The sequence below is a fragment of the Maritimibacter harenae genome, from assembly GCF_009882975.1.
In the GTDB taxonomy this organism is placed as follows: domain Bacteria; phylum Pseudomonadota; class Alphaproteobacteria; order Rhodobacterales; family Rhodobacteraceae; genus Maritimibacter; species Maritimibacter harenae.
On record NZ_WTUX01000011.1, the window covers coordinates 47,220 to 62,418 of the forward strand.

The window sequence follows — 15,199 nt, forward strand, 5'->3', positions numbered from 1 at the left end:
GGCCCCTTACTCGATGATCATCAGCGGCGCGCCGAACTCGACGGGCGAGCCGTCTTCGACGAGGATGCGCTTCACCGTGCCCGCACGTGGGGCCGGGATGTGGTTCATCGTTTTCATCGCTTCGACGATCAGCAGCGTGTCGCCTTCGGCCACCTTGTCGCCGGTCTTCACGAAGGCGGGCGAACCCGGTTCGGCCTGGAGGTAGGCGGTGCCCACCATCGGCGAGGTCACGGCGCCCGGATGGCTGGCGGGATCGTCGTCGGCGGCGGGGGCCGGGGCCGCGCCTGCGGTGGGCGCGGGGCTCGCCGCCGGGGCGGGGGCCGGTGCGGGTGCTGCCGGGGCGGGCTGCGCGTGCGTCACCACGGTGGTGGCACGCGACACGCGCACGTTCAGCTGGTCTGCTTCGCCGTATTCCCGTTTGACCTCGAGCTCCGTGAGATCGTTTTCACGCAGAAGCTCGGCCAGGGCCTGGATGAAGGCCACGTCGCTGTCATGGGTTTTCTTGGTCATACCGTCCTCGAGCCAGATCCCCCGTCTCGCGCGGGGTCATGTCATTTCCCCGCTTATAGAGCGGCAGGCGGGGCGAGAAAAGCGCCCCATTGCGATTTTGGCAGATTCGGCGGGGGGAAGCGGGCAGGTCGGTGGAGGTGCGGGCGGGCAGGTCGGCCCTGTCCCGTGCTGGCGCGGCCCGGGATCAGGCAGCGTCCGGGGCGGGCCCGTCGCCGGTGACGCCGGCCGGTACCGGCGCGGGGTCCGGTGCCGTGTCGCGGGAGTCTTCGGCGCCCGTGACGGCGTGCCCATCGCGCGCCTGGCTGCGCTCGGCTTCCATGCGGGCGAGCTTCTGTTGAAGGTCGCTCTCGACCTCCAGAAGGCTCACCTCGAACGAAGGCGGCGGGCCGGCGGCATGGGTGCCCTGGGCCACGGCCCGGCGCAGTTCCCGGATGTCGCGCGATGCGGCAGCCTGCGCGGCCTGGTCCGAATGTTGGCGGGCGTCGGTGCGCGCGCCGGCCCCCGCGTCCACGCTGGCCGGCGCGGGTTCGACCGGCCGGGTGTCAGGTGCCGTGTCGGTCTGCACCGCGACCGCAAGCGCGGGTCGCGTGCCCAAAGGGGCTGGTCCGGAAATCTCCATATCCATGCTCCAACTGCGATGCCCCCATCGCTTTCCTGCGCAAAAGGATTCCCGACGATCCCCGGTTCTGTCCACGCAAATCGGGTGCGGTGGTTAACGCGGTCTTACTGCGTCGGGGTCAGGGCGGAGGTGTAGAGATGGGTCAGGAAGACGCGCGCATCCTCGAAATGCTCGTTTCCGGTGGGGTTCAGGATGCCCCGCACCTGCACGTCGAAATCCGCGTAATGCTGGGTCGTGGCCCAGATCGAGAAGATCAGGTGGTAGGGATCGACCCGGGCGATCTGCCCGGTCGCGCTCCAGGCCGAGATCACCTGCGCCTTCTCTTCCACCAGCTCGCGCAACTCGCCCGTGATCATCTCCATGATGCGCGGCGCGCCCTGCACGATCTCGTTGGCGAATAGGCGGCTTTCGCGCGGCAGTTCGCGCGCCATGTCGAGCTTGCGCTGCACGTAGCCCACGATCTCCTCGACCGGCTCGCCGTTCTCGTCCAGCGCGCGCAGGGGCTCAAGCCAGTCGGTCATCAAGTGCCCCAGAAGCTCCACGTGGATGGCTTCCTTGGAGGGAAAATAGTAGAGCAGGTTGGGCTTCGAGAGCCCCGCGGCCTGCGCGATCTGGTCCAGCGTCGCCCCCCGGAACCCGTGCTGGGAGAACACGTCCAGCGCGGCCTCGCGAATGGTTTCGCGGTTGCGCCGCTGGATGCGCGTGGCTGGCTTCGCCCCTGTCATGCCGATGTCCCTTCTGCGACCGGAAGCTCACATTTGCACGGATTTGACCAAGTGTTCAACAACTACGGGTCTTTACGGACTGGCGCCCCCCGCGCCCAGGTCCTAACCTGCGCGCCGGGAGGACACACGAGATGAACCTGGCACATTGGCTGGAGCGGACGGCGGCGGTGAGCCCGGAGCGCCCGGCGCTCTTTCGCGGCGACACGCAGGTGGCCGATTACGCCGCCTTCGGGCGCGCGGCGGCGGGCGTGGGCGCGGCGCTTGCCGCGCGCGGCGTGGGGCCGGGGGACCGCGTCGCGATCTTCATGAAGAACGTGCCCGACTACCTCGTCGCGCTTTACGGCATCTGGATCGCGGGGGCCGCGGCGGTGCCGATCAACGCCAAGCTTCACCCGCGCGAGGCGGCCTTCATCCTCGAGGATTCCGGCGCCGTGCTGGTCTTCGCGACGGACGGGCTGGCCGGCGACCTCGCGGATGCGACCGATGTGCCGATCCTCGATCCCGCCGCGGTGCAGGAGATGGCCCGCACGTCCCCGATGGCCGTCACGCCGCGCGCGCCCGAGGACATGGCGTGGCTCTTCTACACCTCCGGCACCACCGGCCGGCCCAAGGGCGTGGTCATCACCCACGGGATGCTGATGGCGATGTCGCTGGCCTATCTCGCCGATGTGGACGAGGTGTCGCCCGACGACGGGGCCTTCTACATGGCGCCGATGAGTCACGGGGCCGGGCTCTACGCGCTGGTCCACGTGCTCAAGGGCGCGCGCCACGTCTGCCCCGCCTCGGGCGGGTTCGACGCCGCCGAACTGCTGGCGGCCGCCGAGGCGCAGGGGCCGCTGTCCATGTTCATGGCCCCCACGATGGTGCGCCGGATCACCGACGCGGCGCGCGCGGCGGGGGACCGGGCCCCGGGGATCAAGACCATCGTCTACGGCGGCGGGCCGATGTACGTGGCCGACATCGAGGACGCGGTCGACTGGTTCGGGCCGAAGTTCGTGCAGATCTACGGGCAGGGCGAATGTCCCATGTCGATCACCGCCCTGTCGCGCGACGAGGTCGCGGACCGCAGCCACCCGCGCTGGCGTGAGCGCCTGGCCGGCGTGGGGCGCGCGCAGTCCGTGGTCGAGGTCGCCATCGGGGACGCGGACGGCACGCTGCTCGCCCCCGGCGAGACCGGCGAGATCATGGTGCGCGGCCTCACCGTGATGCCGGGCTACTGGCGCAACGAAGCCGCCACCACCAAGACGATCCGTGACGGTTGGCTCATGACCGGCGACATGGGGGCGCTCGACGCGGACGGCTACCTGACGATGAAGGACCGCTCGAAGGACGTGATCATCTCGGGTGGGACGAACATCTACCCGCGCGAGGTCGAGGAAGTCCTGCTCACGCATCCGAACGTGCGCGAAGTCTCCGTGATCGGGCGCCCGTCGGCCGAATGGGGCGAGGACGTGGTGGCCTTCGTCGTCGCGGACGGGGTCGGCGCGGCGACGCTGGACGCGCATGTTCTTGCACAAATCGCACGTTTCAAACGCCCGAAGGCGTATTTTTTCACCCAAGACTTGCCGAAAAACAACTACGGCAAGGTTCTGAAAACCGAGCTGCGCGAGCGGCTCAAGGAGATGGATGGATGACTTCACTGACTGGTAAAACCGCCCTGATCACCGGCTCGACCTCCGGCATCGGGCTGGGGATCGCGCTGGAACTGGCCCGCGGCGGCGCGCGCGTGGCGCTTCACTCGCTGCCCGGCGACAAGGCCGCCGATGACGCGGCTGCGCAGGTGAAGGCGGCCGGCGCGCCCGAGGTCAAATTCTTCGGCGCCGACGTGTCGAAAGCGGACAACGTGCGCGACCTGATGGCCGAGGTCGAGGCCTGGGGACCGATCGACATCCTGGTGAACAACGCCGGTATCCAGCACACGGCCCCGATCGAGGACATGCCGGACGACAAGTGGGACGCGATCATCTCGATCATGCTTTCGGCCTGTTTCCACACCATGAAATTCGCCCTGCCGAAGATGGCCGAGCGCGGCTATGGCCGGGTCGTCAACATCGCGTCCGTGCACGGGCTCGTCGCCTCGAAGGAAAAGACGCCCTACGTGGCGGCCAAACACGGGCTCGTGGGCCTGTCCAAGGTCGTGGCGCTGGAATATGCCTCGAAGGGCGATCCCAAGAAGGGCGGCGTCACGGTGAACTGCATCGGACCGGGCTTCACCGAGACCGCGCTCATCGAAAGCCAGATCCAGGCGCGCGCCGATCAGCACGGCGGTGACCGGGACGCGGGCATTGCCGATCTTCTCTCGGAAAAGCAGCCGTCGCTGCGCATGACGCAGACCTCGGACCTGGGCGCGCTGGCCGCGTTCCTGTGTTCGCCCGCCGCGCACAACCTGACCGGCGTCACCATCCCGGTCGATGGCGGCTGGACCGCGCAGTGACGGATTGAACCGAAAACCCATCGCCGCGCACCTGATACCTTGAAAGGGGAAAACGTGGCGATGGACAGCCGGATCAGGGCGCTCGAAGCCTATCTTGTCGCCGCCGCGCGCACCGGGGATCGGGGCGCGATGGGACGGCTCGTGGACCTGCGCGGCGACAGGCTTAGGGCGCATGCCGTGCGGCTCCTGGGCGACCGTGAAGGCGCGCGCGACGTGGTGCAGGACGCCTGGGTCGAGATCCTGCGCGGTCTCGGCAACCTGCGCGACGACCACGCCTTCCTGCCCTGGGCGCTCCGGATCGTCACCCGGCGGGTGGCACGCGACATCCGCCGGCGCCAATCGGGGCGGCGGCTTGCCGATGCCTGGGCCGAAGAGGCCGAGACATCGGTGGACGAGGCGGGTCCGGCGGCCAGCGACGGGGCGCGCGTGCGCGCCGCGATCGCGACGCTGCCGCGCGACCAGGCGGCGACCATCGCGCTTTTCTACCTTGAGGATATGTCGGTGGGCGAGGTGTCCACGGCGCTCGACGTGCCCGTGGGAACCGTGAAGACCCGCCTCATGCATGCGCGGCGCAAGCTGCGTTCTGTCTTGGAAGGAGACGACGATGACCGATAGACTTGATCGTTTGATCGAAGAAGCGCTGACCGAGGAGGACCGGATGATCCGGGAGGCCACGGCGGAGCGCGGATGGTTCGCGCTCGGCCTGGACCAGTTCCGCGGCAAGCTGGGCTGGGTGACCTGGGTCGTGATGATCGTCCAGACCGTGATGTTCGGGCTGGCCGTCTGGTGCGGCTACGAATTCTATACCGCGACCGACGTGCTCGTGGCGCTCAAATGGGGCCTCAGCGCGGCGACGCTGGCGCTGATGGCGATCGTCCTGAAACTCAGCCTGATGCCGCAGATCCAGGCCGACCGTGTCCTGCGCGAATTGCGCCGTGTCGAGCTGATGCTGGCCACGCGCGACGCCAGGAAGTGAGCGCGCATGAAAAGGGCCGGCGCGCCACGCGCACCGGCCCCATGGTCGGATCAGGTCCGGCTTACGAGCCCATCTCGGCCCGCAGGCTCGAGCTCGTGTCGATGACCGTCGCGGTCTCGGCGTCGAACTCTTCCATCTGCTCCAGATCGGCTTCGCTGTAGCCGGTCAGCATGAACTCGGTGACGTTGCCTTCGTCGTCGGTTTCGCCGACGGCGAGGTGCTCGAGGTCCACGGCGACGTCTTGTTCGCCGATCCCGAGGAAGCCACCGACGCCGATGACGGCCCAGATCTTGCTGTCCATCTCGACGAAGTTGTCGACTTCGCCCACGTCATTGCCTTCCTGCGAAATGACCGGGGTGCCGATCAGCGACGCGATTTCCAGGTCGGCCGCGGCTTCCAGGTCGCTGTCGATCGAGGCGCTTTCCATTTCGCCTTCGATCTCGGCTTCGGCTTCCGCGGTCATTTCCTCGGCGCCTTCTTCCATGTCCTCGGCGGCGTCTTCGGTCGCGTCGGCGACGTCTTCGGCGGTGTCCTCGATCGCTTCGCCGGTTTCATCGGCCGCGGTTTCGAGGTCGGTTTCGAGTTCCGTCTCGGTTTCCGTCTCGCTCTGCGCCGTCAGCTCCTCGTCGTCCGTCTCCATGTCGGTGCTCGACGAAGTGTCGGAATTCATCGTCGTGCTTTCCGTCGCCAGGTCGCCAGACACGTCGGTGTCGCTCTCGATCGAGGTGTCCTGCGCGAAGGCGGAACCGGCCACCAGCATGAGCGCGGCGGCAGAGGTCATCAGGGTCTTGTTGAGCGGTTTCATATTCGGATCTCCTTTGTCTGGGTGCGCCGTCACGGCGCCTTGACCGACCAATGCCGACCTTGCCGGAATTGTTCCCGAAAGATGCAGATCCGACGGGTATTTGGAAAATCCATAAAAAACAGATAGTTGCGCGGTAACATTGACTCGATCCGGCCGAATGTTGCGCGGGTGTCCGCCGACTGCGCACAAAAAAGGGCCGGCACACGAAGGCGCCGGCCCTAAGGTGAGACCCTGCCGGAGCAGGGCGCTCGGGGAGAGGGTCAGTCCTGTTTTCGGTTCGCGATCAGATCGTCCACCACCGACGGGTCCGCGAGCGTCGAGGTGTCGCCGAGGGCGCCGTAGTCGTTTTCCGCGATCTTGCGCAGGATGCGGCGCATGATCTTGCCCGACCGGGTCTTGGGCAGGCCCGGGGCCCACTGGATGTAATCCGGCGATGCGATCGGCCCGATCTCCTGGCGCACCCAGTTTCGCAGCTCGGTCTTGAGCTCGTCGGTGTATTCCTCGCCTTCCATCAGGGTCACGTAGCAATAGATGCCCTGGCCCTTGATGTCGTGCGGGAAGCCGACGACGGCGGCCTCGGCCACCTTGCTGTGCGCGACGAGGGCGCTTTCGACCTCGGCAGTGCCCATGCGGTGGCCCGACACGTTGATCACGTCGTCCACGCGGCCGGTGATCCAGTAGTACCCGTCGGCGTCGCGCCGGCAGCCGTCACCGGAGAAGTAGTAGCCCTTGTAGTCCGAGAAGTACGTCTTCACGAACCGTTCGTGGTCGCCGTAGACGGTGCGCATCTGGCCCGGCCAGCTGTCCGCGATGCACAGCACGCCCTCGCATTCCGTCTCCTTGATCTCGGCCCCCGACTGCGGGTCGAGCACGACCGGCTGCACGCCGAAGAAGGGCGTGGTGGCCGAACCGGGCTTGGTCGCCGTGGCGCCGGGCAGGGGGGTCAGCAGGTGACCGCCCGTCTCGGTCTGCCACCAGGTGTCGACGATGGGGCAATTTCCCTTGCCGACGACCTCGTTGTACCAGTTCCAGGCTTCCGGGTTGATCGGTTCGCCCACGGTGCCCAGCACCTTGAGGTCGGACAGGTCGTATTTCGTCACCCATTCGTTGCCCTGGCCCATGAGCGCGCGGATCGCGGTGGGGGCGGTGTAGAACTGGTTCACCTTGTGCTTCTCGCACACGGCCCAGAACCGGCCCGCGTCCGGGTAGGTGGGCACGCCTTCGAACATCAGCGTGGTCGCGCCGTTGGCCAGCGGCCCGTAGACGATGTAGCTGTGGCCGGTGACCCAGCCCACGTCCGCGGTGCACCAGTAGACGTCGCCGTCATGGTAGTCGAAGGTGATCTCGTGGGTCATCGCGGCATAGAGCAGGTAGCCGCCGGTGGTGTGCACGACGCCCTTCGGCGCCCCGGTCGAGCCCGAGGTGTAGAGGATGAAGAGCGGGTCTTCCGCGTTCATCGGCTCCGGCGCGCACTGGGCCGAGGCATCGGCCATCAGCGCGGTGTAGCCGTGGTCTCTGTCGCCCATGCCCACGTCGGCGCCGGTGCGCTCGACCACGAGCGTGGCGACGTCGCCGCAATGCTCGCGCGCCTTGTCCACGTTCTTCTTGAGCGGCGTGGCGCGACCGCCGCGCGGGGCCTCGTCGGCGGTGATGATGAGCTTGGCGTCACAGCCCGACACGCGGGCCGCCAGCGCCTCGGGCGAGAAGCCGGCGAAGACGATCGAGTGGATCGCCCCGATACGCGTGCAGGCGAGCATCGCGTAGGCGGCTTCCGGGATCATCGGCAGGTAGAGCACGACACGGTCGCCCTTGCCCACGCCCAGGCCCTTGAGCACGTTGGCGAACTTGTTCACCTTCTCCGACAGCTCGTTGTAGGTGATGTGCATGTCGACGTTCGGGTCGTCGCTTTCCCAGATGATCGCGGTCTGGTCGCCGCGCTTGGCCAGGTGCCGGTCGACGCAGTTGACCGAGACGTTGAGCTCCCCGTCCTCGAACCACTTGATCGACACGTTGTGGTAGTCGAACGAGGTGTTCTTGATCTTGGTGGGCGTCCTGGACCAGTCGAGCCGGCCCATCTGCCCTTTCCAGAAGGCTTCGGGGTCGTTCACCGAGGCCTCGTACATCTCCTTGTACTTGGCCGCGTCAACATGGGCGTTCTTCACGAATTCATCGGATGGCGGATAGGTTGTGTCGGACATGTTGGGTCCTCCTCCTTGCCGGGGTATTTGTCGTCCTATCGGGTTCGGGCGCCCCTTGGGCGCCCGACTAAGGTCTTGATCAGATGGCCAGATACTCGTGCCGCAGCTCTTCGTTGTCCAGCACCTCCTGGGCGGTGCCGTCGAAGACGACCGTTCCGGTGTCGAGGATGACGGCGCGGTCGGCCAGCTCCAGCGCCCGGATCGCGTTCTGCTCCACGAGAACGGTGGTGATGCCCTGCGCCTTGATGACGTTGAGCGTCTTCTCGATCTCGTCGACGATGACGGGGGCGAGGCCCTCGTAGGGTTCGTCGAGCAGAAGCACCTTGAGGTCGCGCACCAGGGCGCGCGCGATGGCGAGCATCTGCTGTTCGCCGCCCGACAGGGTGGTGCCCTCCTGCTTGCGCCGTTCCTTGAGGCGCGGGAAGAGCTCGTAGACCCGTTCCAGCGACCAGCCGATCGGCGGGGCGATCTGCGCCAGTTGCAGGTTCTCCTCCACCGTGAGCCCCTGGATGATGCGCCGGTCCTCGGGCACGAGCCCCAGCCCGCATTGCGCGGCCTCGTGGCTCTTCATCTTGTGGAGCGGCTGGTGGTCGAGCCAGATCTCGCCTTCCGTGACCAGCGGGCTGCCGGTGCGCGCGATCGCGCGCAGGGTCGAGGTCTTGCCGGCCCCGTTGCGGCCCAGCAGCGCCAGGATCTCGCCCTCGTGGATGTTGAAGCTCACGCCCTGCACGATGTAGCTCTCGCCGTAATAGGCGTGAATGTCCCAGGCCGAGAAGAAGGCGGGCGCGGTGGCGGCCTTGTTCGCGTTGTTGGAGTGATCGACCTTCTCGCGGCGCGAAGCCTCTCCGGCGACGTGTTCGTTCATGTCCTTCATCTCCTTACGCAGCCTCCCCGAGGTAGGCTTCCTTCACCTTCGGATGGCCCTTGATGTTCTCCGGCGTATCCTCGACCAGGGGCGTCCCCTGGGCAAGCACCGTGATCCGTTCGGCCAGCGAAAACACCACGTGCATGTCGTGTTCGATGATCGCCATCGTGATGTCGCGCTTCTCCTTGATCTCCTTGAGCAGGTCGATCGTGTTGTTGGTGTCGGCGCGGGCCATGCCCGCGGTCGGCTCGTCCAGAAGCAGGAGCTTGGGGTTCTGGGCCAGGCACATCGCCATCTCCAGCCGCCGCTTGTCGCCGCGCGACATCGAGGCCGCGTGCATGTGGCGCTTGTCCAGCATGTTGACGTCCTCGAGCATCTGTTCGGCCTGTTCCACGATGTCGGTCTCGTGGGCCACCGTTTCGAACGGGTGCATCCGGAACGACCCGTCGCGCCGCGCGAAACACGAAATCATGACGTTCTCCATCACGGTCAGGTCCGAGAAGATCTCGGGCGTTTGGAACACGCGGGAGATGCCCATCTGGTTGATTTCGTACGGCTTGAGCCCGAGCACCGACTGCCCGTTGAACATCACGCTCCCGGTGTCGGGGATCAGCTTGCCCACGAAGCAGTTGAGCAGGGTGGACTTGCCGGCGCCGTTCGGGCCGATGATGGCATGGACCGAGTTCTCTTTGACCGAGAGGTTCACGTCGGACAGGGCCTGCAGGCCGCCGAAGCGTTTGCCCACGTTCTTGACTTCAAGGATACCCATTGGTGTTTCTCCTTATTCCGCGGGCTGGGTGCGGGCCTGCGCACCGTCGTCTTTCGACTTGCGGTTGCGGAAGGCGCGGGCGATGCGCTGACCCCCTTCGACGAGACCGCCGGGCAGGAAGATCACGACCAGCATGAAGAGCAGGCCCAGCGTGAGGTGCCAGGACTTGCCGACGAAGAAGTGGCTGACGCCGATGATGAAGTTCTCCAGCCCGTCGGGCAGGAAGGCGAACCAGCCGTGCAGGACCTGGTCGTTGATCTTCGAGAAGATGTTCTCGAAGTACTTGATGAAGCCCGCGCCCAGGATCGGACCCATGAGGGTGCCGGCCCCGCCGAGGATGGTCATCAGCACGACTTCGCCAGAGGCCGTCCACTGCATCCGCTCGGCGCCTGCCAGCGGGTCCATCGAGGCCATCAGCGCACCGGCGAGCCCGGCGTACATGCCCGAGATCACGAAGGCCGCGAGCGTGTAGGGGCGCGCGTTCAGGCCGGTGTAGTTCAGGCGCGTCTGGTTGGTCTTGATCGCGCGCAGCATCAGCCCGAAGGGCGAGCGGAAGATGCGCAGGCTCAGGTAGAAGACCAGGATCGCGACGATGGCGCAGAAGTAATAGCCGTTGTTGAAGGTGAACTCCCACCCGCCCAGGTTCAGCTTCGAGCTCTCGTTCATCACGATGCCGAAGAAGTGGGGCGAGTTGGGGGCGCCTGCGCCCATCAGGACCTGCGCGTCGTTGGTGTAGACCTGGAGCCCTGTCTCGCCGTTGGTGAGCGGGGTGAGCACCGAGTAGGCGAGGTTGTAGCTCATCTGCGCGAAGGCCAGCGTCAGGATCGAGAAGTAGATGCCCGAGCGGCGCAGGCTGATGAAGCCGATGAGAAGCGCGAAGAGGCCCGAGACGACGATGGCCAGCAGGATGCCGGGCACCACGTTGTAGCCCAGGAGCTTGTACATCCAGACGACCGAGTAGGAACCCACCCCGAGGAAGGCCGCGTGGCCGAAGGAGAGGTAGCCGGTGAGGCCGAAGAGGATGTTGAACCCGATCGCGAAGATCCCGAAGATCGCGAAGCGCTGCATCAGGTCCGGGTAGCCCGCGTTGAACTGCGCCAGCGACGAGCCCTCGGGGAAGGGTTGCAGGATGATCGGCGTGAGCAGCGTGAGCGCGATGACGATCAGGAGGAAGCGGGTGTCTTTGTTGCTGAGTCCGAGCATTTTCATGTCTTAGTCCTCCATCACGCCGGCACGGCCCAGCAGGCCCCGCGGACGGGTGAGCAGGATGAGGATCGCGACGAGGTAGATGATCACCTGGTCGATCCCCGGAATGAGGGATTTGATTTCGTTCATCGAGGCGAAGCTCTGCAGGATCCCCAGCAGGAAGCCCGCGGCGACGGCCCCGGGCAGGGAGCCCATGCCACCGACCACGACCACGACGAACGACAGGACGAGGAAGTCCATGCCCATGTGGTAATTGGGCGCGAGGATCGGCGTGTACATCACGCCCGCCACCCCCGCGACGGCCGCGGCCAGCCCGAACATCAGCGTGAAACGCTTGTCGATGTTGATGCCGAGAAGCCCCACGGTCTCGCGGTCCGCCATGCCGGCGCGCACGACCATGCCGAAGGTGGTGAACTGGAGGAAGGCGAAGACGCCGCCGATCACGAGGGCCGCGAACAGGAAGTAGACGAGCCGCCAGTAGGGATAGATGATCACGTTCGGGTCGAAGCCCAGGAGGACGCCGAAATCCATCGAGCCCGCGAAGGCGTCGGGGGCGCCGGTCTGGATCGGGTTGGCGCCGAAGAAGTACTTGATGAGCTCCTGAAGAACGATCGCGAGGCCGAAGGTCACGAGGATCTGGTCGGCATGCGGACGCTTGTAGAAATGCTTGATGAGCCCGCGCTCCATCACGAAACCGACGATCAGCATGACCGGGATCGCGGCGATGATCGCCAGCGGAACGGACCAGTCGATGAGCCAGGCTCCGAAATCGGCGCCGAACCATTTCTCGACATAGGGTTTGTCGACGACCAGCGGATTGCCGAGAAAGTCGGTCTTGTCCGGATCCACCTCTTCATAGGACAAGCCGAAGATGCGTTGCAGCGTCACCGCGACGAAAGCGCCGATCATGAACAGTGCGCCGTGGGCGAAGTTCACGACGCCGAGCGTGCCGAAGATCAGCGTGAGCCCGAGCGCGATCAGCGCATAGGCCGAGCCCTTGTCGAGCCCGTTGAGGATTTGAAGAATGATGGCGTCCATTGTCCCCACCCGTGAGAAGGTTGAAGTCCGCCCGGCCGCAGGACGCTGTCCGCTGCGTCCCTGCCGTCAAGCCGGGGATGGCTGGCCGCGCGACGTCTCCGCCACACGGCCAGACCGGGGCGCTTACGCGCCGTCGTTACATTCGCCGAGCGAGGCCTCGTCGCCGCCGAACATCGGGTGGTTCGGCTCGTACATGACCTGTTCCACCGGCGTCTGCTCGACGATTTCGAGCGTGTCGTACTCGGTCGTCGGGTTCTCGGCGCCCTTCATGACCAGCACGTCCTTGAAGCACTGGTGGTCTTCGGCGCGGTAGAGCGTCGGGCCGTTGCCCAGGCCGTCGAACTCGAACCCTTCGAGGGCTTCGGCCACGGCGCAGGGGTTGAACGAGCCCGCACGGGTCACGGCGTCGGCATAGAGCAGCGTCTGCACGTAGCAGGTGTGCGCCGAGTTGGACGGCGGACGGCCGTACTTCTCGCCGAACGACTTGACGAAGGCCTGGGTGCCGGCGTCCGACAGCTGCCAGTTCCAGTTCATCGAGCCGTACACGCCCTTGATGTTCTCGCCGGCACCGGCCGCCATCAGCTCAGAGTAGAGCGGGACGACGATCTCGAAGTCCTTGCCGTTGGCTTGCGCGTCGCGCAGGCCGAACTGCACCGCCTGGGTCAGCGAGTTGACCATGTCGCCGCCGTAGTGGTTCAGGATCAGCACGTCGGCGCCCGAGTTCAGGACCGGCGTGATGTAGGACGAGAAGTCGCCCGCGCCGACCGGGGTCAGCACGTTGTTGACGGTCTCCCAGCCGATCGCCTCGGTCGAGGCCTGGATCGACTCCTGCTGGGTCCAGCCCCAGGTGTAGTCGGCCGTCAGGTGGTAGGCGCGGCGGTCGGTGCCGTAGGCGTTCTTGAGCACGGGGCCAAGCGCGGCACCCGACATGTAGCCATTGAAGAAGTGGCGGAAGCCGTTGGCCTTGCGGTCCTTGCCGGTGGTGTCGTTGGAGTGGGTGAGGCCCGCCATGAAGATGATGCCGGCCTCCTGGCAGAGACCCTGGACGGCGATGGCCACGCCCGAGGACGAGCCGCCGTTGATCATCGTGACGCCGTCCTTCTCGATCATCGACTTCGCCGAGGCGCGCGCGGCGTCCGACTTGGTCTGCGTGTCGCCGGTGACGAACTGGACCTTCTTGCCGAGGATGCCGTTCCCTTCCAGCGCCTGCGACGAGAAGGTGTTGAGCATGCCGCCGTCGCCCATGCCGTTGAGGTGCTCGACCGCGAGTTCCTGGGCGCGCAGTTCGTCGAGACCTTCGTCGGCGTAGGGGCCGGTCTGGGGCACGTTGAAGCCGAGCGTCACCGTTCCGCCGGTCGGCTCGTTGGTGAAGGCCGAAGCGGCGGAGGTGAAGATCGTCGGCAGGGCAAGACCGGCGCCGGATACGGCGCCCGTCTTGAGAAGCCCACGACGGGTGAAGTTCGATTTGGACATGAATATCCTCCCGTTTGGAAATGACGGCATGGCCTCCCCGCACATGCCGTGAGCCTTAACAGGCTGATGGCATTATTGTGGCGGGTCTGAAAACGAAGCAACAAATGGTTCTAGAGAAACGATTTTTTTGTAAACAAATGAACAGATGCGATGGTATACTTGTAAACGAATTTTCTCGCAGTCGCAGAAAGCGCCCGGAAAACAAGGATTTTTTGACATGCCGCAGTCCCGCCTGACCGGCAGCCGCATCCGCGAAAGACGCCTCGCGCTGGGCCAGCGGCAGGCCGATCTTGCCCGCGCCGTCGGCGTATCGCCCGCCTACCTCAACCTCATCGAGCACAATCGCCGCAGAATCGGCGGCAAGCTGCTCGTGGACCTCGCGCGCGAACTCGACGCCGAGCCCGCGCAACTGTCCGAGGGGGCGGGCGAGGCGCTCGTGGCCGCGCTGGGCGACGCCGCCGCGCGCATCGAAGGGGGCGCGCCGGAGCTTGACCGGGTCGAGGAATTCGCGGGCCGTTTCGCCGGATGGGCGGGGCTCGTCGCCGCCCAGGCGCGGCGCATCGAGGATCTCGAACGGGTGGTCGAGACGCTGTCCGACCGCCTGACCCACGACCCGCATCTTGCCGCCTCCCTGCACGAGGTGCTCTCGACCGTGACCGCGATCCGCTCCACCGCCGCCATCCTGGCCGAGACCGAGGACATCGACCCGGATTGGCAGGCCCGCTTCCTGCGCAACATGCGCGAAGAGGCGCAGCGCCTGTCGTCCTCTGCCGAAGGGTTGGTCACATATCTCGAGGCCGGGGCCGAGGCGCGCGCGATGCAGGTCTCTTCCGTCGATGACGTGGCGGCCTTCGTCGAGGCGGCGGGCTACCATTTCGAGGAGTTGGAGAAACCGGCGGTCGGTGAGGGCGACATCGCGGTGATGCTCGACCGGGCCAAGACGCTGCGCGACCGGGGTGCGCGCGACCTGGCCCACCGGATGCTGGTGCGCTATGTCTCGGACGCCCGGATGATGCCGCTGCGCGCCCTGCGCACATCCCTGGCCAACACCGGGGGCGACCCGGCGCGGGTGGCCGACGGCTTCGGCGTCGGGATCGACGCCGTACTGCGCCGCATGGCGAGCCTGCCGGCCGAAGAGGGCACGCCCGCGCGCGGGCTCGTGGTCTGCGACGGGTCCGGCACGGTCACGCTGCGCAAGCCGCTCGAAGGTTTCCCGCTGCCGCGCTTCGGGGCCGCCTGTCCGCTCTGGCCGCTCTACCAGGCACTGGCGCGGCCCGGGCAGCCCATCGCGCAGGTGGTCGAGATGCCGGGGGCCGACCCCAAGCGGTTCCTGTGCCGCGCGGTGTCGATCCCGCGCCCCGCGGCCTCGTTCGACGCGCCCCCGATCCACGAGGCGACGATGCTGATCGAGCCCGTCGAGGGGACCGACGGTGCCGCGCTGGGCGTCGGCGCCTCCTGTCGGATCTGCCCGCGCGACAGCTGTACGGCCCGCCGCGAGCCCTCCATCCTGGGTGGCCGGGTGTAAGGGGAGGGCGCATGCGCTTTGACTCTGAGCCCGGCCCCGGTGATAAACATGGCACG

15 protein-coding genes are annotated in these 15,199 nt (G+C 66.5%); 5 read left to right on the forward strand and 10 right to left on the reverse strand.

Annotated elements, in window-relative coordinates; translation table 11 throughout:
- Positions 1 to 6: 6 nt before the first annotated feature.
- The 3 genes from accB to GQE99_RS06920 all read right to left on the reverse strand — a co-directional run bounded on the left by accB (position 7) and on the right by GQE99_RS06920 (position 1,854).
- Entirely contained in the window at positions 7 to 510 is a 504-nt protein-coding gene (gene accB, locus GQE99_RS06910; protein ID WP_161350875.1) for an acetyl-CoA carboxylase biotin carboxyl carrier protein, read from the reverse strand.
- Between the two features lie 184 nt (positions 511 to 694).
- Positions 695 to 1,129, reverse strand: coding sequence for a hypothetical protein (locus GQE99_RS06915; protein ID WP_161350876.1), 435 nt, complete (start codon positions 1,127 to 1,129; stop codon positions 695 to 697).
- Between the two features lie 104 nt (positions 1,130 to 1,233).
- Entirely contained in the window at positions 1,234 to 1,854 is a 621-nt protein-coding gene (locus tag GQE99_RS06920) for a TetR family transcriptional regulator C-terminal domain-containing protein (RefSeq protein WP_161350877.1), read from the reverse strand.
- Between the two features lie 131 nt (positions 1,855 to 1,985).
- Between GQE99_RS06920 and GQE99_RS06925 the strand changes: the two genes are divergently transcribed.
- From GQE99_RS06925 to GQE99_RS06940, 4 genes are read left to right on the forward strand one after another with little or no spacing between them, the layout of a single operon-like run.
- Positions 1,986 to 3,488, forward strand: a complete 1,503-nt coding sequence (locus GQE99_RS06925; protein WP_161350878.1) for an AMP-binding protein — start codon at positions 1,986 to 1,988, stop codon at positions 3,486 to 3,488.
- Entirely contained in the window at positions 3,485 to 4,288 is an 804-nt protein-coding gene (locus tag GQE99_RS06930) for a 3-hydroxybutyrate dehydrogenase (RefSeq protein WP_161350879.1), read from the forward strand. The genes GQE99_RS06925 and GQE99_RS06930 overlap by 4 nt, the downstream gene beginning before the upstream one ends.
- Before the next feature lie 39 nt (positions 4,289 to 4,327).
- Positions 4,328 to 4,903, forward strand: a complete 576-nt coding sequence (locus GQE99_RS06935; RefSeq protein ID WP_235917153.1) for an RNA polymerase sigma factor — start codon at positions 4,328 to 4,330, stop codon at positions 4,901 to 4,903.
- Positions 4,893 to 5,264 carry a DUF6768 family protein gene (locus GQE99_RS06940; RefSeq protein ID WP_161350880.1) on the forward strand — a complete coding sequence of 124 codons (372 nt, stop codon included), beginning with the start codon at positions 4,893 to 4,895 and terminating at the stop codon, positions 5,262 to 5,264. The genes GQE99_RS06935 and GQE99_RS06940 overlap by 11 nt, the downstream gene beginning before the upstream one ends.
- A gap of 61 nt (positions 5,265 to 5,325) precedes the next feature.
- Here GQE99_RS06940 and GQE99_RS06945 read toward each other — a convergent pair whose 3' ends face one another.
- From GQE99_RS06945 to GQE99_RS06975, 7 genes are all read right to left on the reverse strand, one after another.
- A complete protein-coding gene (locus GQE99_RS06945) occupies positions 5,326 to 6,069 on the reverse strand; it encodes a PRC-barrel domain-containing protein (protein WP_161350881.1) in 744 nt (247 codons plus the stop codon).
- A gap of 260 nt (positions 6,070 to 6,329) precedes the next feature.
- On the reverse strand, positions 6,330 to 8,267 hold the full coding sequence (gene acs, locus GQE99_RS06950; protein ID WP_161350882.1) for an acetate--CoA ligase: 1,938 nt from the start codon (positions 8,265 to 8,267) through the stop codon (positions 6,330 to 6,332).
- Positions 8,268 to 8,346: 79 nt separating this feature from the next.
- Positions 8,347 to 9,132: an ABC transporter ATP-binding protein gene (locus tag GQE99_RS06955; protein WP_161350883.1), complete on the reverse strand. Its 786-nt coding sequence runs from the start codon at positions 9,130 to 9,132 to the stop codon at positions 8,347 to 8,349.
- 13 nt (positions 9,133 to 9,145) lie between these two features.
- The gene (locus tag GQE99_RS06960) at positions 9,146 to 9,901 is read right to left on the reverse strand and encodes an ABC transporter ATP-binding protein (RefSeq protein ID WP_161350884.1); all 756 of its coding nucleotides are present in this window, start codon (positions 9,899 to 9,901) and stop codon (positions 9,146 to 9,148) included.
- A gap of 12 nt (positions 9,902 to 9,913) precedes the next feature.
- The gene (locus GQE99_RS06965) at positions 9,914 to 11,104 is read right to left on the reverse strand and encodes a branched-chain amino acid ABC transporter permease (RefSeq protein ID WP_161351493.1); all 1,191 of its coding nucleotides are present in this window, start codon (positions 11,102 to 11,104) and stop codon (positions 9,914 to 9,916) included.
- Between the two features lie 9 nt (positions 11,105 to 11,113).
- Positions 11,114 to 12,145 carry a branched-chain amino acid ABC transporter permease gene (locus GQE99_RS06970; protein WP_161350885.1) on the reverse strand — a complete coding sequence of 344 codons (1,032 nt, stop codon included), beginning with the start codon at positions 12,143 to 12,145 and terminating at the stop codon, positions 11,114 to 11,116.
- Between the two features lie 123 nt (positions 12,146 to 12,268).
- A complete protein-coding gene (locus GQE99_RS06975; RefSeq protein ID WP_161350886.1) occupies positions 12,269 to 13,618 on the reverse strand; it encodes a substrate-binding protein in 1,350 nt (449 codons plus the stop codon).
- Positions 13,619 to 13,835: 217 nt separating this feature from the next.
- On the opposite strand from GQE99_RS06975, the gene GQE99_RS06980 reads away from it, so the two are divergent.
- A complete protein-coding gene (locus tag GQE99_RS06980) occupies positions 13,836 to 15,143 on the forward strand; it encodes an XRE family transcriptional regulator (protein WP_161350887.1) in 1,308 nt (435 codons plus the stop codon).
- The last annotated feature ends 56 nt before the right edge of the window (positions 15,144 to 15,199 follow it).